20 protein-coding genes are annotated in these 20,717 nt (G+C 37.9%); 15 read left to right on the plus strand and 5 right to left on the minus strand.

Going from position 1 to position 20,717, the window contains the following annotated elements; genetic code table 11:
* Positions 1-298: 298 nt before the first annotated feature.
* Positions 299-811 (plus strand): bactofilin family protein, encoded by a 513-nt coding sequence (locus tag AACV00_RS14500; RefSeq protein WP_004248516.1) that lies wholly within the window; start codon positions 299-301, stop codon positions 809-811.
* A gap of 74 nt (positions 812-885) precedes the next feature.
* Entirely contained in the window at positions 886-1,446 is a 561-nt protein-coding gene (locus AACV00_RS14505; protein ID WP_012368174.1) for a GNAT family N-acetyltransferase, read from the plus strand.
* Here AACV00_RS14505 and AACV00_RS14510 read toward each other — a convergent pair.
* Complete coding sequence (locus AACV00_RS14510; protein WP_104731735.1) at positions 1,424-1,771, minus strand: nitrous oxide-stimulated promoter family protein; 348 nt, start codon at positions 1,769-1,771, stop codon at positions 1,424-1,426. The genes AACV00_RS14505 and AACV00_RS14510 overlap by 23 nt on opposite strands.
* 184 nt (positions 1,772-1,955) lie before the next feature.
* Here AACV00_RS14510 and AACV00_RS14515 point away from each other — a divergent pair, with 184 nt between their 5' ends.
* Entirely contained in the window at positions 1,956-2,201 is a 246-nt protein-coding gene (locus AACV00_RS14515; protein ID WP_012368173.1) for a DinI-like family protein, read from the plus strand.
* 112 nt (positions 2,202-2,313) lie between these two features.
* Here AACV00_RS14515 and AACV00_RS14520 read toward each other — a convergent pair whose 3' ends face one another.
* Entirely contained in the window at positions 2,314-2,553 is a 240-nt protein-coding gene (locus AACV00_RS14520; RefSeq protein WP_004248513.1) for a YecH family metal-binding protein, read from the minus strand.
* A 144-nt stretch (positions 2,554-2,697) separates the two neighbouring features.
* Positions 2,698-2,913, minus strand: coding sequence for a DUF465 domain-containing protein (locus AACV00_RS14525; protein ID WP_004243991.1), 216 nt, complete (start codon positions 2,911-2,913; stop codon positions 2,698-2,700).
* 263 nt (positions 2,914-3,176) lie between these two features.
* Here AACV00_RS14525 and eco point away from each other — a divergent pair, with 263 nt between their 5' ends.
* On the plus strand, positions 3,177-3,656 hold the full coding sequence (eco, locus tag AACV00_RS14530) for a serine protease inhibitor ecotin (RefSeq protein WP_004248511.1): 480 nt from the start codon (positions 3,177-3,179) through the stop codon (positions 3,654-3,656).
* A 62-nt stretch (positions 3,657-3,718) separates the two neighbouring features.
* Here eco and AACV00_RS14535 read toward each other — a convergent pair whose 3' ends face one another.
* Positions 3,719-4,156, minus strand: coding sequence for a universal stress protein (locus AACV00_RS14535; protein WP_004248510.1), 438 nt, complete (start codon positions 4,154-4,156; stop codon positions 3,719-3,721).
* A gap of 540 nt (positions 4,157-4,696) precedes the next feature.
* Between AACV00_RS14535 and AACV00_RS14540 the strand changes: the two genes are divergently transcribed.
* Positions 4,697-5,614 carry a cation diffusion facilitator family transporter gene (locus AACV00_RS14540; RefSeq protein ID WP_036918766.1) on the plus strand — a complete coding sequence of 306 codons (918 nt, stop codon included), beginning with the start codon at positions 4,697-4,699 and terminating at the stop codon, positions 5,612-5,614.
* Positions 5,615-5,689: 75 nt separating this feature from the next.
* Here the strand turns inward: AACV00_RS14540 and ghrB are convergent, their stop codons facing one another.
* On the minus strand, positions 5,690-6,649 hold the full coding sequence (gene ghrB, locus AACV00_RS14545) for a glyoxylate/hydroxypyruvate reductase GhrB (protein ID WP_017827165.1): 960 nt from the start codon (positions 6,647-6,649) through the stop codon (positions 5,690-5,692).
* Between the two features lie 431 nt (positions 6,650-7,080).
* On the opposite strand from ghrB, the gene galE reads away from it, so the two are divergent.
* From galE to AACV00_RS14595, 10 genes are all read left to right on the plus strand, one after another.
* A complete protein-coding gene (gene galE, locus AACV00_RS14550) occupies positions 7,081-8,097 on the plus strand; it encodes a UDP-glucose 4-epimerase GalE (RefSeq protein WP_004248507.1) in 1,017 nt (338 codons plus the stop codon).
* A gap of 48 nt (positions 8,098-8,145) precedes the next feature.
* A complete protein-coding gene (locus tag AACV00_RS14555; RefSeq protein ID WP_004243985.1) occupies positions 8,146-9,204 on the plus strand; it encodes a UDP-glucose--hexose-1-phosphate uridylyltransferase in 1,059 nt (352 codons plus the stop codon).
* A 111-nt stretch (positions 9,205-9,315) separates the two neighbouring features.
* On the plus strand, positions 9,316-10,488 hold the full coding sequence (galK, locus tag AACV00_RS14560) for a galactokinase (protein ID WP_036918763.1): 1,173 nt from the start codon (positions 9,316-9,318) through the stop codon (positions 10,486-10,488).
* Entirely contained in the window at positions 10,475-11,545 is a 1,071-nt protein-coding gene (galM, locus tag AACV00_RS14565; protein WP_012368169.1) for a galactose-1-epimerase, read from the plus strand. The genes galK and galM overlap by 14 nt, the downstream gene beginning before the upstream one ends.
* A gap of 179 nt (positions 11,546-11,724) precedes the next feature.
* On the plus strand, positions 11,725-12,735 hold the full coding sequence (locus AACV00_RS14570; protein ID WP_004243980.1) for a substrate-binding domain-containing protein: 1,011 nt from the start codon (positions 11,725-11,727) through the stop codon (positions 12,733-12,735).
* Between the two features lie 376 nt (positions 12,736-13,111).
* Positions 13,112-14,746 carry a sodium/sugar symporter gene (locus tag AACV00_RS14575; protein ID WP_004243978.1) on the plus strand — a complete coding sequence of 545 codons (1,635 nt, stop codon included), beginning with the start codon at positions 13,112-13,114 and terminating at the stop codon, positions 14,744-14,746.
* 237 nt (positions 14,747-14,983) lie between these two features.
* Complete coding sequence (locus tag AACV00_RS14580) at positions 14,984-17,023, plus strand: IreA family TonB-dependent siderophore receptor (protein ID WP_004243977.1); 2,040 nt, start codon at positions 14,984-14,986, stop codon at positions 17,021-17,023.
* Between the two features lie 110 nt (positions 17,024-17,133).
* On the plus strand, positions 17,134-17,961 hold the full coding sequence (locus tag AACV00_RS14585) for an alpha/beta hydrolase (RefSeq protein WP_237584951.1): 828 nt from the start codon (positions 17,134-17,136) through the stop codon (positions 17,959-17,961).
* A gap of 358 nt (positions 17,962-18,319) precedes the next feature.
* The gene (locus AACV00_RS14590; protein ID WP_004248501.1) at positions 18,320-19,486 is read left to right on the plus strand and encodes an MFS transporter; all 1,167 of its coding nucleotides are present in this window, start codon (positions 18,320-18,322) and stop codon (positions 19,484-19,486) included.
* A gap of 124 nt (positions 19,487-19,610) precedes the next feature.
* Positions 19,611-20,264 (plus strand): DUF1287 domain-containing protein, encoded by a 654-nt coding sequence (locus AACV00_RS14595; RefSeq protein ID WP_017627947.1) that lies wholly within the window; start codon positions 19,611-19,613, stop codon positions 20,262-20,264.
* Positions 20,265-20,717: the final 453 nt, after the last annotated feature.

Consider the following 20,717-nt stretch of genomic DNA (forward strand, 5'->3'; position numbering starts at 1 on the left):
AGTAAAGCCCATAATTGGGGTTGATATATGGCGTTATTATCGCCATCGACTTGAATAATTATTTATTAAAATAATAAGTAGAGCTGGTGTATTTATTATCAGGGAGGTTCAGATATAGCTAATTATGGATAATAAGCGAACACAGCGAGATATTATATTTAGCATAATATGGATTATTTGGTCATGTGCATTAATGGCTTTTTGGCGATATCAAATAGCTGGTGAGCTTTTGATCACCCTTATCCTAATTTTTAGCATTATTATTTACTCTATAACTTTGAGGTTAAAAAAAACGGCAATGTTTAGTCGAAAAACAGAAACACCAAAAGCCGCGGAGCCTATTGCTCCAGTTATGGCAGAAGAAAAAAAGCCTATGCCGGAGCAAAAATTGTATACCATTATTGCTAAAGGCACTGTATTTCAAGGTGATATTAACGTTGATGGTGATATTCAAATTTGGGGTAAAATTTCAGGGAATATCAATGTAAAAGATGGCGTGATCCGTGTTATGCATGCGGGCCAAGTTGAAGGGGAATTAACGGCGCCAGACATCATTATTGATGGTTTTGTTAAAGGTATTTGTGCCGCAAACAATCTTGATATTCTAGAGCATGGTGAACTACGTGGCACTAGTCGTTGTGGCAGTATGTCAATTAAACGTGGCGGTGTCTTTACTGGACAATCTGAACAGGTTGAACACCAAGCTAAAGCCGTTGCACAGCAACGTGTTGTATCTATTAAAGAAGGTACAGTTAATACCAATAAAGAGTCTGTAACTGCAGAAAGTAAACTAAAAGAAAATAAAAAATAAAAGCGATTCTCTTTTTATTACTTATGATCTGTTTTATTTTATCATTATTATCCTAACTAATTAGAATGAGAATAATGATGGAATTGGCTACTCCTCGATTACGTTTACGAGAATGGCGTGAAAGTGATAAAGCGCCATTTTTTTTACATATTAACGCCTCAGCATCGGTGATGCGTTATTTCCCTTCACCACTTACCCGCGCAGAAAGCGATGCAATGGTTGATACATTGCGTGATAAATTTATTCAGCAAAATGGTTGGGGACTTTGGGCCGTTGAATTAAAAGAGACTCAAGAGCTTATTGGCTTTGTTGGATTAAATATTCCTAATGCCCCTTTGCCTTTTAATCCGTGTGTTGAAATAGGTTGGCGTATTGCACAATCTCATTGGCGTAAAGGGTACACTTATGAGGCGGCCTTAACAGTATTAAAATATGCTTTTGAACAGTTGAAACTGGAAGAAGTGGTGGCATTTACCGCCGTGACCAATTTACCCTCAGAAGGGGTGATGAAAAAACTCGGTATGAAGAAGTCTGAATATTTTATGCATCCATCTCTAGATAAAACACACCCTTTAGCACAACATGTATTATACCGATTAAAAAAAGCAGACTTTATTTTCCCGATAAACGTTTAGATTTTTTAGCCGGTAATGCAGGAACGGGTTTCTTATCATCAATAAGATGCCTAATTGCTAAATAGGGATGATAAATTAGCATTCGAGGCCCCGCCCAACGCATGACTTGTTTCATTGCTGCTCTTTTTACTGGCTGATAGCAGTGAATTGGGCATTGTTTGCAGGCGGGTTTTTCCTCACCATAGCGACATTTATCTAGTCTTTTATAAGCATATGTCACTAATTGCTGATAATACTCGGGGTCGGTATTAGGATGCGCTCGTTCATACAGAGCAACCATTTTTTGGATGGTTTTCTTCTCTCGATTAATTCTTTTACCTGACATGGTACTCTCACTTCTTATTGTTGCATTTAAAATGCATTTTATCATAACGCATGACTGGGATGATAAATTAATTGGCTATTTTTAAGGCAAAAAAAGAAAAAATTTTGCAAAAATACTTTTCTTTTTTTTGATTATATAATACTGTATTTATATACAGTTTATTTGCCTTGGTATGGTGAAAATAATGCGTGTGGAAATTTTATTTAACAAACAATCTAATGTCACTGACTCACTATTTCCGCTGTTAGAACATGAACTAAGAAAAAAAATTATTCCTATTTATCCTGATATGCAGTTTCGTATCGCTTTTAGTAGCATGAATACGATCCAAGTCACGGGCGTAAAAGATGAAGCTAAGCATGAGCATATTATGGAGTTAATTCAAAGTGTTTGGGAAGATGATAGTTGGCTCCAAACGAATGATGATTAACGACCAATTAAGTTAAACAGAGATTGCCAGAGCATCTTACTTTTATTGATCAGATAGATAGTTAACAACATGCCAAACATGTTGCTTACTGGCAATCTACTTATTGATATTACTAATGGCGACAAATTTTGTTTTCACTGGTAGTAAAACCGCCATCAGCAGCAATAAATTTTCCTTTTTTTTCTAAAAATGCCACTAATTCGGCCGCTGTCATATTCTCAGCAGAACAGGTATGAAAGCGCGCTTCTTCCCCAAAACGTTGATGAATTGCCTCGATAAGTGATCTTTGCGTAAACGCCACTTTTGATGAAAGGATCATATGTAATACTTCATGACCATGTATAGATGCCATTTGTTAGCCCTTAATTATATAAGATGTATTTATTATGCATCTTTTTAGGAGGGAAACTTTGTTTTTAATCATAAAAAAGCGATGACAAAAGGTCATCGCTTCAGGTCGCTGATAAATAATATTTGCGCCGTAGTAAAGAACGGTTTATTTCTCAGCTTGTTGAAGTATTTTTTGCATTTCATCTTTTAGATAGAGTTTTTCTTTTTTTAGTTTTGCAACTTCATCATTGTAGCCTGCGCCATTAGGTCCTTCTAATTTAGCAATTTCTTGATCAAGTCGATGGTGTTTATCATAGAGAGCTTGGAAACGAGGATGGGTATTTTTTAACTGAGAAACCAGTGATTGTCTTTCTGAGAACATATAACCTCCTAATGAAAGAAATTGCGATCTCTATTTCAGTATAATCATAGATAGCTGATCTGCACGTTAGTGCATCACAAATTTACATTTCATCAATAAAAGAATGAGTTCTTTAAAAATTATCAGAATAATCCTCTCAGAGAGAGATCTGCTAAAGTGTTAGCATCTATATTATAAAATGCTAGTATTAAGATGATTACTAATAAAAATATCTAAGCAAAATTTGTTAACAGCGATTTGGCGCTGTGAATATGGAGAAAATGATGAATAAAGTAATTTTATCTTTGGTTGCAGCGATGTCTTTGTCTGCTTGCGCACAAGCGGTTGATAGTTTGGAAAAAGTCGCTCCTTATCCTAAAGCAAAGGAAAATCAAATTCGTCATGTTATTGAGTTAGAACAAAAAGAAAACGAAGGCAATTACCAAGTTGAGTTGATCGTGGGTAAAGAGATGATGGTTGATTGTAATCGTCAATGGTTTGGTGCTGAGTTAGATAAAAAAGATCTCGAAGGTTGGGGTTATGATTACTATATCGTAAGCGACTTAAATGGCCCAATGTCTACGATGATGGGTTGTCTTGATAACACTAAAAAACCCGCCTTTGTTCAAGCTAATATGGGGCAAGCGGCATTTATCCGCTATAACAGCAAATTACCTATTGTTGTCTATGCACCAAAAGATGTAGATGTGAAATATCGTGTGTGGTCTACTTCTGACGAGGTTAAAGATTCAACAAAGAAATAATGATTGATCTTTAATGATTATTGAGTGGAAAGCCCTTTGTTTTCAAAGGGCTTTTTTTACAACTAACGGATCACCAATACCGACATTTTTGCATGGCGAACAATAGATGATGCTGTTGAGCCTAATAAGTAGGAAGAAACATTAGGACGATGTGAAGCAATAGCAATTAAATCTGCATCGATTTGACGTGCATACTCTAAAATTTCATCTTTTGCATTACCAACACCGACATTGCAAACAATTTGCTCATCGGGAATTTTCGCATCTTTGATCATATCTTGCAGAGCAATAAAAGCGAGGCGAGTGCGCTCTGAAGAGTCTTTAAATTTTTCAGGAATAGCGGCAAACTCAATACCAAAGAAAAGTTCTGCATTTGGAATAACGGTGAGGAAGTGGATCTCGGGTTTGCCAACTTGAGCAATTTGTTCAATGTGAGTGATCAGTTCCTGAGAAAGCTCGTCTTCTAGAATATCGATAGGAACTAGAATTTTTTTGTACATTACAAACCTCACTTAACGTTAGTTTTAAAATATAACTCTATTATCACTGAATATAAAAAATATAGCTGTGATCTACGTTCTAAATAAGAGTGAGAATGATTATTCTATCACTTAATTATTTATATTATAGTAATAATTAGTGCTTTTAAAATAAAAAGCTAAAAAGGCAGAATAAAACTATATCAATCTTAACTTATTGACAGGTATGAGTTAAATAAGATGATATTTAAAATAAAAGTTTTTTAATTAGCCATCTAGAGGAAAATGCACAAAAGAATGATTATCAATTATATTATTGTTCTGTATCTATAGGATTTTATTGGTAATTTTTTAGAGACTTAATCAATAAAGTATGGCATATTAACCGTTAATAGCATCTCAATATGATGTTTGGACAGCAATCTTAGTCCCTAAACAGGATTGTTATTCAGAGTCGTCCTTTATCCTCACCAATGAGTTATGGAACCTGAAATAACCTATGGAACTCTATTCGTTATAAACAAATAGGGTAGGCTATTTATACAGAATAAGATTATTATTATGACACATAATCACATTGATGATATTGAGTTGAATATGGCTGAGAAAACACAATCTGACAAATTCAAAGCGGCCAAGAAAAGCACATTGGTCAGTGTTTTTGTTAATATCTTTTTATCCATATTTCAAATCACAATTGGTTTATTCTCACATTCCCAAGGCTTAATTGCTGATGGTATTCATTCACTGTCTGATTTAATTGCTGACTTCGTGGTGTTAATTGCGAATAAAGGCAGTCAAAAGCAACCCGATGCCGATCATCCTTATGGACATTTTCGCTATGAGAATGCCGCTTCATTAGTGTTAGGGACGATTTTATTGATTGTTGGTTTGGGAATGATATTTTCTGCTATCCATAAAATGTTAGATCCTTCAATCATTCCTGATGTTCATAGCATCGCGCTTTATGTGGCTTTATTGGCATTAGCGGCTAAAGAAGGGTTATTTCGTTATATGTTAGCTGTAGCCAAAAAAGTCGATTCTAGTATGTTAGTGGCAAATGCTTGGCATGCGCGCTCAGATGCCGCCTCTTCTTTAGTGGTTGCAATAGGGATCATTGGTAGCCTTGCTGGATTTAAATTCTTTGACCCACTAGCAGCACTTATTGTCGGGCTATTTGTTGGCCGTATGGGATGGCGTTTTACCTATCAAGCTTTGCAAGATCTCATGGATAGAGGCGCTGATGAAGAAACACTTGAACAGATCACCAATACATTAATCACCACACCAGGAGTACAAGGGGTACATGATTTAAAAACCCGTCGTGCAGGTGATTATTTATTAGTTGATGTCCATTTAGAAATTAAAGGCGAATTAACGGTCAATCAAAGTCATGATATTGTGGTCAATGCCCATGATAGAGTACTTAAACAGCATGCACAGATTTTAAGTGTGATGATACACGTCGATCCTGCTTAATTTAGCGTTAACTATTTGATAGTTTAAAGGTAATAAATTGTATTTATTACCTTTTTGTTTTTATTCTTTGCTTAATTAAAAATTAACACAGTTTTCTTTTACATTATCGGTTAATGCAGCAATCAGATTGTCAACGGCACATTCAGCCATTGCATAGCGAGTCTCTTTAGTCGCAGAGCCAATATGGGGTAAGGCGACAACATTTTTCATGGTTAAAAGTGGTGAAGAGGTTGGCAGTGGCTCTTGCTCAAACACATCTAATCCGGCTCCAGCTATTTGTCGCTGCTCTAATGCGTTAATTAATGCTTTTTCATCAACCACGGCACCGCGTCCGGCATTAATTAAATAGGCGTCAGCTTTCATTAATGCAAACTGTTTTGCGCTTAACAGATGATGAGTTTCTGGCGTTAGCGGTAAAGTAATGCAGACAAAATCGGCTTGTTGTAAAAGCATCTCTAGGGAACAAAATTTAGCATTAAAATGCTGGTTAACATCGTTATATTCAGTACGAGAATGGTAAATAATATCCATATCAAAACCGAAGTGGGCGCGTTGTGCTAATGCTTTACCGATACGCCCCATACCAATAATCCCCATGGTTTTATGGTGAACATCAGTACCATACCAATCCGGCGTAATACTTTTTACCCATAAACCTTGTTTTATATTATCGGCTAGTTCAGGAATACGACGAGAGACGGCAAGAACAAGCGCCATCATTGTATCAGCGACAGTATCAGTTAATACCGTAGGTGTATGCATCAATTTGATATGACGTTCAGTGAGCGCGGCAACATCCACATTATCATAACCGACAGAAATCGTTGATACGGCTTTTAGTTTTGGCGCTTTTTCAATAAAGTGTTTATCGATATTACCGCCGGCGCCTAACAATCCTTCAGCATGAGCGAGGGTGGCTTTAAAATCGGCACAATCGAGAGAGAGCGCGTTAAACTGTTTTACCTCAGCAACGGCAGATAATTTTTGTTGCAGTTTTTCTGGAAGCGGTTGATAAAGTATTACAACGGGTTTCATAGCGTTCTCCTAATTGGTATTAACTAATAGATATAAATCACACTCTCTTCTCTTCAATTCATCTATTGAGGCTACTCTTAATTTCACTGTAAAGCATATTAGCGTGGATGTTAATAAGGTATGATAAAAACCAATTAATATCAGTTTTATCATATAATTAAAGTATTCAGTATAATGTAATCGTTTACTTTTATGGTGAAGAGGGCAGTTCTCTCTAAAATAACTATATAACGATTATTAACAATAATTTGCTGTAATACGGTTATATTAGGTCGTTTTTATTAAATAATTAAGGAATAAGAAAAGCGTGTAAACGTTTACACTAAATGTCGGTTTGATCACGAAATTAGTTTGTTGAACTTGTTAAACTCTGAGGCAATCAACAAAACCGCTTGACGCTTTTCATTTGAAATAAATCAAAAGAGGTGAATGTGGAAATTTTAGTTACGGGTGGAATGGGATATATCGGTAGTCATACATGCGTGCAAATGTTAGAAGCAGGCATGACGCCTATTATTTTGGATAACCTCAGTAATGCAAATGAAGAGGTACTTAACCGAATTGAAGCATTAACAGGAAAACGCCCACTGTTTTATCAGGGGGATATTCGTGACGAAAAACGACTGGCCACAATTTTTACTCAGCACTCTATTCAATCAGTGATCCATTTCGCTGGATTAAAAGCGGTAGGTGAATCTGTTGAAAAGCCCATCGAATACTATGACAACAATGTTAACGGTACTTTGGTGTTAGTTCGTTGTATGCGTGATGCGGGCGTAAAAAGTATTATTTTCAGCTCATCAGCCACGGTTTATGGTGATCCTCAAACTGTGCCTATTACTGAAGAGTCACCTGTTGGTGGCACTACCAATCCTTATGGCACCAGTAAATATATGGTCGAGCGTATTTTGTCTGATCTCTATATTGCAGATGAGAGTTGGTCTATCAGTTTACTGCGCTACTTCAATCCAGTAGGTGCTCATCCATCTGGCACTATGGGGGAAGATCCTAAGGGTATTCCTAATAATTTAACGCCTTATATCTCGCAAGTTGCGATAGGTCGTCGTGAAAAAGTCGCGGTATTTGGTGATGATTACCCAACAAAAGACGGTACTGGTGTACGTGACTATATCCATGTTATGGATTTAGCTGATGGTCATATTGCCGCCTTAAATGCGTTAGGAGAAAAAGCAGGGTTACATATCTATAACCTAGGCACAGGGAATGGCACCAGTGTGATTGAAATGATTGAAGCATTTCGTAAAGCCAGTGGTAAAGCAATCCCTTATGAAATTCAGCCACGTCGCCCGGGAGATATCGCACAATGTTGGTCAAGTCCTGCCAAAGCAGAAAAAGACTTACACTGGAAAGCCATTCGCTCTATTGATGATATGGCAGCCGATGCTTGGCGTTGGCAATCACAAAATCCTAACGGTTATCTGAAATAGATCATAAAAACGCTATCAGATAATCTTTAATAAATAAGAGAGAAGATTATGTCAAAACTGATTTTTGATCCCGTTGAGCATCCTCATCGTCGTTATAACCCTTTGACTGGGCAGTGGATATTAGTTTCACCCCATAGAGCAAAACGACCATGGAATGGCAAAGATGAAAAACCTCAGATAGCGACACTTCCCTCTTATGATCCACATTGTTATCTGTGCCCAGGGAATACCCGAGTTTCGGGTGATAAAAATCCTGATTACACAGGCACTTATGTTTTTAATAACGATCACTCTGCATTATTGACAGACCAATATAGTGTTGAGGTATCCGATAATCCACTCTTCCAGACTCAAGCGGTGAGAGGGATCAGTCGTGTTGTTTGTTTTTCCCCCGATCATAGTAAAACTATTCCCGAATTACCTATTAGTAGCCTACGTAAAATCATTGATACTTGGGATAACCAAATAGAAGCGCTAAGCAAAGAGTATCTATGGGTACAAGTATTTGAAAATAAAGGTGAAACAATGGGGTGCTCTCAACCTCATCCTCATGGGCAAATATGGGCGAGTGATTTTTTACCTAATGAATTAGCACGCAAAGATAGCCAATTAAAAGACTATTTTAATCAATATGGCCGTAATCTATTAATGGATTATGTTAAAGCTGAATCTGAAGACGGTAGTCGAACCGTGGTTGAAACTAAATACTGGTTAGCTGTCGTGCCTTATTGGGCATCATGGCCTTATGAAACCATGCTATTACCAAAAAGCCATATTCGCAGAATGAGTGAATTAACGGCTGAACAACGTGATGATTTAGCCTTGGCAATAAAAAAATTAACCAGTCGTTACGATAATCTATTTCATTGTTCATTTCCTTATTCAATGGGATGGCATTTTGCACCTTCTTTTAAAGAGGGCGAAAGCATTGAGCATTGGCAATTACATGCCCTGTATTATCCGCCGTTATTACGCTCTGCGACAGTACGTAAATTTATGGTGGGTTATGAAATGTTGGCTGAATCGCAACGCGACTTAACGCCAGAGCAAGCTGCTTATAATTTACGCCAAGTAAGCGATATCCATTATAAAGAGCAAGAAAATTAGCTTAACGGGTTGATGGCGGACGCTTTTTAAATCACTACCTAGCCTAGGATGCATCACTATTATATTGATGTAACAGGTTGTTATTACTTAATTTTAAGTTAAGGATTTATTATGCAGGCACTGATTAATAATGTGACTCATTCTTTTACCTCTATTTTTGGTTATGCCCCAACACATTTTATTCAAGCTCCAGGCAGAGTTAATCTGATTGGTGAGCATACTGATTATAACGATGGTTTTGTTCTTCCTTGTGCCATTGATTATCAAATGGTAGTTGCTGCCGCCAAACGAGATGATAATCTTATTCGTGTGATTGCGGTTGATTATCAGAATGCGCAAGATCAATTCTCTCTCGAACATCCCATTGAGTTTTTACCTAATAAAATGTGGGCTAACTATATTCGTGGCGTTATTCATTTTTTACAACAAGCCAAATATGTATTTCAGGGTATGGATATTGCCATTACAGGTAATGTGCCTCAAGGGGCTGGCTTAAGCTCTTCAGCTGCATTAGAAGTGGCTATAGGACAAACAGTAAAAACACTTTATCAACTTCCTATTAGTCAAAAAGAAATTGCCCTTAACGGTCAAAGAGCAGAAAACCAATTTGTTGGATGCAATTGCGGTATTATGGATCAGCTTATTTCTGCATGTGGTGAAGAGAGCCATGCACTATTAATTGATTGTCGTTCATTAGCCACTACGGCGGTAAAAATGCCAGAAAGTGCGGTAGTGATGATCATTAACTCAAATAAAAAAAGAGGGTTAGTCGATAGCGAATATAATACGCGTCGTCAACAGTGTGAGGAAGCGGCAAAAATATTAAATGTTACTGCATTACGAGATGCGACCTTAGCGCAATTGCAAGCGAAAAAAACGCTGATGGATGATAAAGTGTATCGACGTGCTCGTCATGTGATCACCGAAAATGAGCGTACTTTACAAGCGGCTGAGGCGTTAAAACAAGGCGATCTTACTAAACTTAGTGAATTGATGGCACAATCACATATCTCTATGCGTGATGACTTTGAAATAACCGTTAACGAAGTGGATACACTGGTAGAAATTGTTAAATCAGTGATTGGTTCGCAAGGTGGCGTTAGAATGACTGGCGGAGGTTTTGGGGGCTGTGTGGTGGCGCTGGTGACTCCTGATTTAGTCGCAAAAGTGACACAAGCAGTTGAAGCCCAATATAAAAACCAAACAGGTTTAAAAGAAACTATTTATGTCTGCTCTGCAAGCCAAGGGGCGGGCTATCTGGAGATAACTAATGGCATTAAATGAAAACCGTTTTTTTAAGCCTGAACAGATGACCACACAAGCCGCTTTTGATGGTTTGCCTGCTCAAGTCGTGATTTTGACAAACCGTTTTGGTATGTCTATCTCCATTATGGATATTGGTGCGACATGGCTAAGTTGTATTGTCCCTGTGAATGGCTATCGTCGCGATGTGCTTTTAGGATCTGCAGATATGAAAGCCCATCAACAGCAAACGGCCTATTTTGGCGCAACGGTAGGGCGTTTTGCTAATCGTATTGCAGGGGCTAAATTCACCATCGCCGGAACTGAGTATCGCCTTGTTGCTAATGAAGGCAACAATACGCTACATGGTGGTAAACAAAATTTTAGCCATCGTCGCTGGACTATTGTGGCGCAATCCACACAGTCGGTCACTTTAAGCTTGCTATCTGCAGATGGCGAACAAGGATTTCCCGGTACCGTCGAAGCCAGTGTGACATATACATTAACGGATGATAATGAAGTTCATATTAATTATCAGGCTATTAGTGATAAAACGACAGCGCTGAGTTTAACTAATCATGCCTATTTTAATTTAGCTGGGGAGCATACTCAGCGAACGGCTCTTGAACATGATTTAGTTATCCACGCTTCTCACTACTTAAAAAATGGCGCGGGTAATATTCCTACAGGGGAAATTGTCGATGTGACTGGGACGGGGTTCGATTTTCGTCAATTAAAACGTATTGGCATCGATTTTATGCGAGATGAATGTCAAAAAGCCGCTAATGGCTATGATCATGCGTTTATTTTAGACAAACAAAAAATAGCAGATAAAGCATCGATTGCCACAGTTATTGCCCCTGAAGGTGAGCTTAAAATGGATGTTTTTACTACCATGCCTTCTATACAGTTTTATACAGGAAATTTTTTGGCACAGAGTAAAGGAAAAACTCGTCGTTATGGTAATTATTCGGGGCTGGCTTTAGAGACACAATATTTTCCTGATGGGCCGAATCATCCTGAATGGGGTGAGAACCAAGGTATTTTAGCTGCAAATACTCCGTGGCATAGCCAAACAATATATAAATTTTATCAGTAATAGATAAAGGAAAGTGTAAACGCTTTCCTTTTTTACTGTTTATTTGATCATTTTACTTTTTAAATTTCTTATCTTCACTGATAATCATGCCACTTGTTTTATAACTTACTCTTTTTCTTAGCCATCGATTAATGACACAAGGTTTTTAATGCAGAATAAGAGTTATTTATGAGGTGGATATGGCAACTATCAAGGATGTGGCAAAAGAAGCGGGTGTTTCTGTTGCTACGGTATCTCGGGTCATTAATAACTCACCAAAAGCGAGCCGAGCATCGATAGAGATTGTCAATTCGGCAATGCAAAAATTAGGTTATCGCCCCAATGCTGCTGCGCGAGCGCTGGTCAGTCAAAGTACCCAAACATTAGGTGTTTTGGTGCATGACGTATCCGATCCCTTTTTTGGGACCTTGGTCAAAGCGGTCGATAATATCGCCAGAAAAGCGGGAAAACATATTCTGGTGTGTAATGGTTACCATGATGCGCAAGATGAACGCCAATCTATTGAACTCTTGATCAACAGCCGCTGTGATGGTTTAGTGATCCACTCTAAGGCACTTTCTGATGAAGAGTTGTTAGCTTATGCCAATGAAGTTAATAGCATGGTATTAATTAACCGTTTTATCCCAGAAATTGCGGAACGTTGTGTCGCCTTAGATAACTATAAAGGGGCATGGATTGCTACCGAACACCTTATTCGCCAAGGCCATACTCAAATCGCCTATATCTCATCCACTCACCATATTGAAGATACCAGCCAAAGGCTTGCGGGATATAAAGCTGCTTTAGCGGCTTATAATATTAGTTTGCCTGAAAGCTATGTTGAATATGGCGAGCCAGAAGGCGAAGGGGGAGAGCAAGCGATGATGCGTCTATTAACCAAGTCGATAGATTTTACAGCAGTGGTCACCTATAACGACTTTATGGCTGCTGGGGCATTATCGGTGCTTGATGAAAATGAGATCCCTGTTCCTGAAAAAATTTCAGTGATTGGCTTTGATGATGTACTTATCGCTCGTTATATTCATCCTCGACTAACCACGGTACGTTATCCGATACATATGATGGCAGAGCAAGCAGCAACATTAGCGTTAAAGCTTTCTCAAGGGGAAGTCCTAACCCAAAAGCAGCGTATTTACTCACCCACTCTGGTTCAGCGCAACTCCGTTTATAATTTAAGCCATCTTTCTTAATCATCCATTATACTTTAAACATGTTACAAACTTCTGATGCTAGGCTCAGAAGTTTATAACAGTTTGTTTAAGCGCCTTTTTTATCTGTTTTATCGCTTAAAAATATTCTTATTATTACCTGGTTATTTCTTGTAATCGTTATCAAACTCTCTCTGTTTTGTTTATTTTTAGCGATGACTTTTTTCTCAATTAAAAGAGCATAAAGTGAAATCAGCGAATTTTGTTGATTTATTAGTTAAGGTAATCGTTTGTTATGTGCTTTATCGATCCGATTTTTAACATAGGCGATAAAATTGTGAACGGAGTAACGGAAAAAGCAAGTGGAAACGTTTACATTAATATTCTCTTCTCTCTATGGGTCTGAAAGGAAAATATTATGCATACAGAAGGTGTTGGATTAAGCACAATAGATTATGCAATCTTTGCCCTCTATGTCATCATTATTATTAGCCTTGGATTATGGGTTTCTCGTTCAAAAGATGGAGCTAAAAAAGGAACAAAGGATTACTTCCTCGCGGGTAAAACACTGCCTTGGTGGGCGATTGGTTCTTCTCTTATTGCTGCTAATATCTCAGCTGAGCAATTCATTGGTATGTCTGGCTCAGGATTTTCGATAGGTCTTGCTATTGCATCTTATGAATGGATGGCAGCATTGACGTTAATCATTGTTGCTAAATACTTTTTACCTATTTTTATTGAAAAAGGCATTTATACCATTCCTGAATTTGTTGAGAATCGTTTTAAAAGTCGTAATTTAAAGACGATCCTCGCCGTATTCTGGTTAGCACTCTTTATTTTCGTTAACTTAACATCTGTATTGTATTTAGGATCATTGGCGTTAGAAACCATTCTTGGTGTGCCGATGATGTATGCCATTATTGGTCTGGCACTATTTGCGGTTATCTACTCGCTTTACGGTGGACTTTCAGCGGTTGCATGGACGGATGTTGTACAAGTTTTCTTCCTGATCCTCGGTGGACTTTTCACCACCGTACTTGCTGTTAGCTATATCGGTGGTGATGGCGGAATAATGGAAGGCTTAAGTAAGATGACAGCCGCCGCGCCAGATCACTTTAAAATGATCTTAGCAAAAGAAAACCCACAATTTATGAATTTGCCAGGAATTGCTGTGCTAATCGGTGGGCTATGGGTTGCTAACCTCTATTACTGGGGCTTTAACCAATACATTATTCAGCGTGCTTTAGCTGCTAAATCTATTAATGAAGCGCAAAAAGGTTTAGTGTTTGCCGCTTTCTTAAAACTGATTGTGCCTATTTTAGTTGTTGTGCCGGGGATCGCAGCTTTTGTTATCACAACCGATCCTACGCTGATGGCAGGATTAGGAACAATGGCACAGGAGCATATCCCAACCTTAGCGCAAGCGGATAAAGCCTATCCTTGGTTAACACAATTCTTACCTATTGGGGCTAAAGGGGTTGTGTTTGCAGCACTGGCAGCAGCTATCGTTTCTTCTTTAGCTTCCATGCTTAACTCTATCGCGACTATTTTCACGATGGATATTTATAAAGAATATATTGGGCCAAAATCCTCAGAAACCCGCTTAGTTAATGTGGGACGTATTAGTGCGGTGATTGCATTGATTATTGCTTGCTTTATTGCGCCACTGTTAGGGGGCATTGATCAGGCATTCCAATATATCCAAGAGTACACAGGTTTAGTGAGTCCTGGTATCTTAGCTGTATTCTTGTTAGGACTATTTTGGAAGAAAACTAATGCCAAAGGGGCAATTATAGGGGTTGTACTCTCAATTCCTTTTGCTTTATTCCTAAAATTAATGCCACTAGGAATGCCATTCCTTGACCAAATGATGTATACCTTTATTTTCACCGCGGTTGTTATTGGTTTGGTCAGCTTAACCTCAACGAAAAGTGATGATAGCGTAGGGGCGATTGTATTAACTGATGCAACATTTAAAACCCAAAGTGGGTTCAATATTGCTTCTTATATCATTATGATCATCCTCTGTGTGCTTTATGCTGTATTTTGGTAATTAGTAATTAATTTTATTTATCAATGTATTACAAAAAAAAGCAGAGCCAATAGCTCTGCTTTTTTTGTCACTTCAATGCCTATTCAAATCTTCTTATCTTTGTTGCTCTAAATTGCTTTGATGCAGATTAAAAAATATCACTAAATTGCAAAAGAAAATTATTCTCACAGTCAATTGATTAAGATAATATTAATCATTCTCATTACTATAACCATTATTTGACTTCAGGGATTTGTTATGAAATTTAAAATAAGTGCTTTAACAGCCTGTATTTTAATGACTTCTTATTCACTACATGCACAAGAAGATAAAGTAGAACGATTAGTTGTATCAGCCTCAGGGTTTGCACAGCAACAAACAGATGCACCCGCTAGCATTACGGTAATCAACAAAGAACAATTAGAGAAAAAACCGATACACGATCTTGCTGATGCCGTAAAAGGGGTTGAAGGCGTCAGTGTGAATGGTAATGCAAATAAACAAGAAATTACTATTCGTGGCTTACCCGGAGAATACACACTGATTTTGGTTGATGGCAGACGTCAAAATAGTCGTGAATCACGCCCTAATGGGAGTGGTGGATATGAAGGTGGATTTATTCCTCCTGCGGATGCCATTGAACGGATCGAGGTAATACGTGGGCCAATGTCATCACTCTATGGCTCAGATGCGATGGGCGGTGTGATTAATATTATTACTAAGCCTGTTACTAAAGAGTGGCATGGTGCAGTTTCCATGGGGGGAACATTGCAACATAACCGTGACGCGGGAGATTCTATCAATGGTGATTTTTATCTTTCAGGCCCATTAATTGAAGATAAATTAGGTTTACAACTTTATGGTAGTAGCTACTTACGTGCAGAAGATAAAATTACGTATGGGCAAGGGCGTAACGATAATAAAAATATTACGGCCAAATTAGCTTTTACTCCTACAGATAACCAAACCATTTTATTAGAAGCTGGACGCAATTCGCTACAACGCACGACAACACCGGGTAAATCGATGAGCGAATTTACCAATCGTGGTGGACGTCTTGATAAAAACAAAATGCTAGAAACGAATAATGACCGTAACCATTGGGCATTAACTTATAAAAATCAGTTTGATATTTTGCACTCTGAGTTAAGTGTTTATCAAGAGCAAACCAAGCGTGTTCAAAAGACGGAAGGTGTAGATAAAGCGACAGGAAATAGCTACAAATATTATGAAGATCGCCGCCCTGAAATCACTAATACTGTTTTCGATGCTAAATTTACCGCATTCCTTCCTGATAATGTGATGACTTTTGGTGGTCAATACCAATATGCACGTTTAAAAGACGAATCTTCAGTCGGCGGTAAAGAGGTCAAACAATCTACGATCACCGCTGATCAAAAAGCGTTATTTTTAGAAGATGAATTTAGTGTCACTGATAATTTAGCCCTAACTGGGGGAATACGTCTTGATGATCATGAATACTATGGTAAGCACTGGAACCCAAGAGCATATGCGGTTTACCATTTAACCGACGAATTTACCATAAAAGGGGGGATTGCTAAGGCCTTTAAAGCCCCGAGTTTACGAGAAATTAGCCCTCAATATGGTACATCAACGGAAAAAGGGCGAGCGATTATGTATGGTAATCGTGACTTAAAACCTGAAACTTCGGTTAGCCAAGAAATTGGTGTTGGTTATGATAATGGTGATGGTTTTACCGCCAATGTGACCTTCTTTAATACAGAATTTAAAGATAAGCTTACCAACTACGATACGGGTGAAATCGATCCTATTACCGGATTAAAACTGTACCAATATGATAATGTGGGTAAAGCTAATATTAAAGGGATTGAAACCGCGGTTGCATTCCCTGTCGCTGATAACTGGCGAGTAAGTGCTAATTACACTTATATCAACTCTAAGCGTAAAAGTGATGACGAAAAATTAGGCTCTGGTGAATCATTAAAAGGTTATCCATTGGATATGACACCAAAACATAGCGCCAATGCGCGTGTTGATTGGCAATACGATGAAGCTACCAGTTTCTATGCCAATACTGCCTATACTGGTAAGCAAATTTGGGCGGCTCAACGAAATGGTTATACTGGCGCTCGTTATCGTAGTGGTTATACAACCTTTGATTTAGGAATGACCTATAACTTTAATAAAAATACCATGCTAAATTTAGCCGTATTGAATATTACCGATGAAACAGGTCCTGCGGTCAACGATAAAGGGGGAAACTGGGTCGTTGATGAAGGCCGTCGTTATTGGGCAAATATCAAATATAGTTTTTAATCTATCCCAGTAAAGGTAAGCCTCATTTATTATGGGGCTTACTGCCATCATTTGATAATAACTTACAGAGTATCTGATTGATGAGAATACTAATGTTATGTGGAATGATAATGTTATCTTCTATTGTGCAAGCAAGACCTAATCAACAAGTTCCTCAACTCACACCACAAGTATCAACCTATTATCACATTATGGAAAAAGAGGTTGAGCATCAAGGAAAGCAGTATCGCTTTTTTCTTGCGATCCCCAAAAATACGCCTAAGACAACAGTGCTGTATAGTGTTGATGCAAATGCACAATTTCCACTTATTGTGAATGAAGCACTAGCGCAAGCGAAAAAGCCATTGCCTGTTATTGCAAGCCTAGGCTATGTAGGTGAAAAGGCCTATTTTATAGCGGAAAGAACTCACGACTATACCCCAAGAGTACATGGCGAAGCCTTTGCCAAAGGCGGTAATGTTGAACAGTTTTATCAGTTTATGGTAAGCCAATTAAAACCCTATGTACTAGCACAGATGGCGCAAGAAAACATCACTATTACTGAGCAATCACTATTTGGACACTCCTTTGGTGGCGTGTTTACGCTATATGTATTATTTAACCATCCAGACGCTTTTCAACGTTATATTGCCGCTAGCCCATCTCTTTGGTGGGGAAAAGGTGAGTGGGTCACTCAAGATAAATGGCAACAGATCCCCAATAATGTTGCGGTGACCATTACATTAGGTGAATTAGAAGAAATCCCTGATTTTTCTCAAATGAGCGAAGAGCAACGCTTGCGCTATCAAACGCGTAGTAGCTGGCTTACTCCTCGACAACTCTGTGATTATCTTACTGATGCCGGCAAAACATGCCAATTTTACCTCTTTACGGGTAAAGGACATGGCAGTTCAATCCCTGATGCAATCAAAACCGCTTTAGAACAAAGTACAGAATAAGCGTTGTTATTAACGGCTGTTTTATTTAATAAAATAGCCGCTATTCTGCTCTGTGCGCTGTTATTACAAAGACTATAGATTATTCTCAATTTTAAAAAATAATTTGCGCCAAGGACTACTTTTTTACCGTGAAAGGACGATAATAACGGATAGGATAAATAAAATTACTCGCTAGCATTAGATTTTATAATTTTATTTATTTTTAGTAACGAGCTATATTCACGCACCCCTAACTTAGGGACGCCACCCACTGTTTTCATCACTATTGCTTTCATCTTTTCTAGATGAAAGGAGTGCCAATGTCTGGCTTCGAGAAAACAGCGCATGATTAACCGTTTTGATTGTGGAGACGAGGGTAGTGAAACAGAACACTACTTTGGTACGCAAAGGTGACAGTACATTAGTACCTGTCGCGGGTTTAACGGTATTTGCTATCGCATCAGGCTATTTAATGAGTTTAATTCCACTATCTATGGATAGTTTTGGTATTGATACTTTTTATGCTAGCTGGTTAGCAAGCATTTACTTTATTGGATTACTTATAGGTTCAGTGATGATCGAACCTATTATTGCAAAAATAGGGCATAGGCTCTCTTTTGTGCTGTTTTTATTGTTGTTAGCATTCACCGTGAGTATTTTGCCACTGTTACCTTATTTATCGGTATGGCTAGTATCTCGCTTTTTCGGTGGTATGGCGGTTGCGGGTATCTTTGTTGTAGTCGAATCATGGTTATTAATTGGTGATAATCCTAAAGAGCGAGCTAAACGCTTGGGCTTTTATATGACATCACTTTATGGTGGCACAACATTAGGTCAGCTTGCTATTGGTGCCATTGGTACGCAAGGGGCAATTCCTTTTATCGCGGTATTGGCATTGCTATTAATTGCAGTGTTACCTCCTTTGTTTTTTAAACAAGGACAACCCCAATGCCACGAGCATAAAAGTTTGTCACTTAAACAGATTAGCCGGCTGAATAAAGCTTCTTTAGTAGGCTGTATGGTTTCTGGCGTTGTGATGGGGAGTATTTATGGCATGATGCCATTGGCTTTAAATCAAGGACAATTTAACACCGACCAAATTGGGGTGTTGATGGCAGCAATTATTTTAGGTGGTATGGTTGTTCAGCCTATTATTAGCAAATTGTCGGTGATGATGAGTAAAACCCTATTATTAGCCATGATGTGCTTAGTTGGGGTATTTGCGATGGGCATGACTTATCTGTCTAATGACTATGTGGTGTTAATTATTGCATTAGCTTTATTAGGAATGTCATCTTTTGCACTTTATCCTATTGCTATCACATTAGCTTGTGATCATGTTAATGCGAGCTATATTGTGGCAATTACTCAGGTGATGTTATTAAGTTACAGCGTGGGTTCAGCAATGGGGCCATTAGGCGCAGGTATGTTTATGTCACAAGCAAGTAACGGCATTATGAACTTTTTCTTTGTCGTGTTATTAGCGACAGCTGTATATATGTTATTTGCCAGTTTACGACGCAAAAGCCATATTGTGCTTAACTAATTGCGTTAAACACTTTCATTCTTTGATATCAACCGAGTTGCTTTTAAGAGTAACTCGGTTTTTTTTATTGATGCGTCATGGTTAATTAAGATCCTTCTCATATTTTTACCCCACTATTTAGCAAATGATAAAGTCATTAAATAAAGATGATTTTAATTATCATCGATTGATACAACATGGAAATAATTCTTTGAAAATATTCATATTTAGCTTTCTCTCTCTGATTATCTTACCCATTTCTGTTTCCCAAGCGATAACACCGACACAAAATAAACAGCTGGTGGCTTATGCAACGGATCTACCTAGAGCCGTTATTTATGATCCAGCCTACCGTAAAATTAATTATCCTAATGGTGATGTGCCTGCTCATTATGGGGTGTGTAGTGATGTGATTATTCGTAGTTACCGAGGAATTGGCATTGATTTACAAAAATTGTTACATGAAGATATCAAAGCCAATTTTGCACTTTACCCTAGTAAGCGTATCTGGGGACTTAGTCGACCTGATACTAATATTGATCACCGCAGAGTACCCAATTTGGAAGTTTTTTTCTCGCGTAAGGGAAAGGTGAAACCTATTAGCAAAGAGGCGTCAGACTACTTGCCTGGTGATATTGTTAGCTGGCGCTTAGATAATGGGCGTCCTCATATTGGTCTCGTCATAGACAAGAAAAGCAGTGATAATCAGCGCTATTTAGTGATGCATAATATTGGTTTTGGACAAGTCGCTGAAGATGTTTTATTTTCGTGGAAAATAACCGGTCATTACAGTTATTAAAATTAGATTTAAATAGAATATAAAAATATTTACTAATAACGAGTAATAGCAAAATAAAAAGAAAGTTAATTAATATAATATTAATAGACGCCCATACTAAAAATAATTATTTTGGTATGGGCGTCTATTTCTGGGGGAGAATATTTTCATCAGAAATATTCATAATTAGTCCTCTAAGCCACCGAGTAACATACTGACAACGGCAACGGAACAAATAAGGGAAAGGAAAAGAATGAAAAATGAGCTACTGATCATAGTGACCTCCTAATTTATTGCTATTTTTAAATAAAAAACCTCACTAAATACACATTATTAATTGATTACTCTCTATACTAGATGATTTATAAATAAAGTCAAACTAACCTATTATTTTATAATGCTATTTTTGGTGAAAATTCTTTATTTTATGCAAAGAAGTGCAAAATTGTGATCAAAGAGACTCAGGAGGGGCTA

Source organism: Proteus sp. G3927, assembly GCF_963894685.1.
GTDB lineage: Bacteria > Pseudomonadota > Gammaproteobacteria > Enterobacterales > Enterobacteriaceae > Proteus > Proteus mirabilis.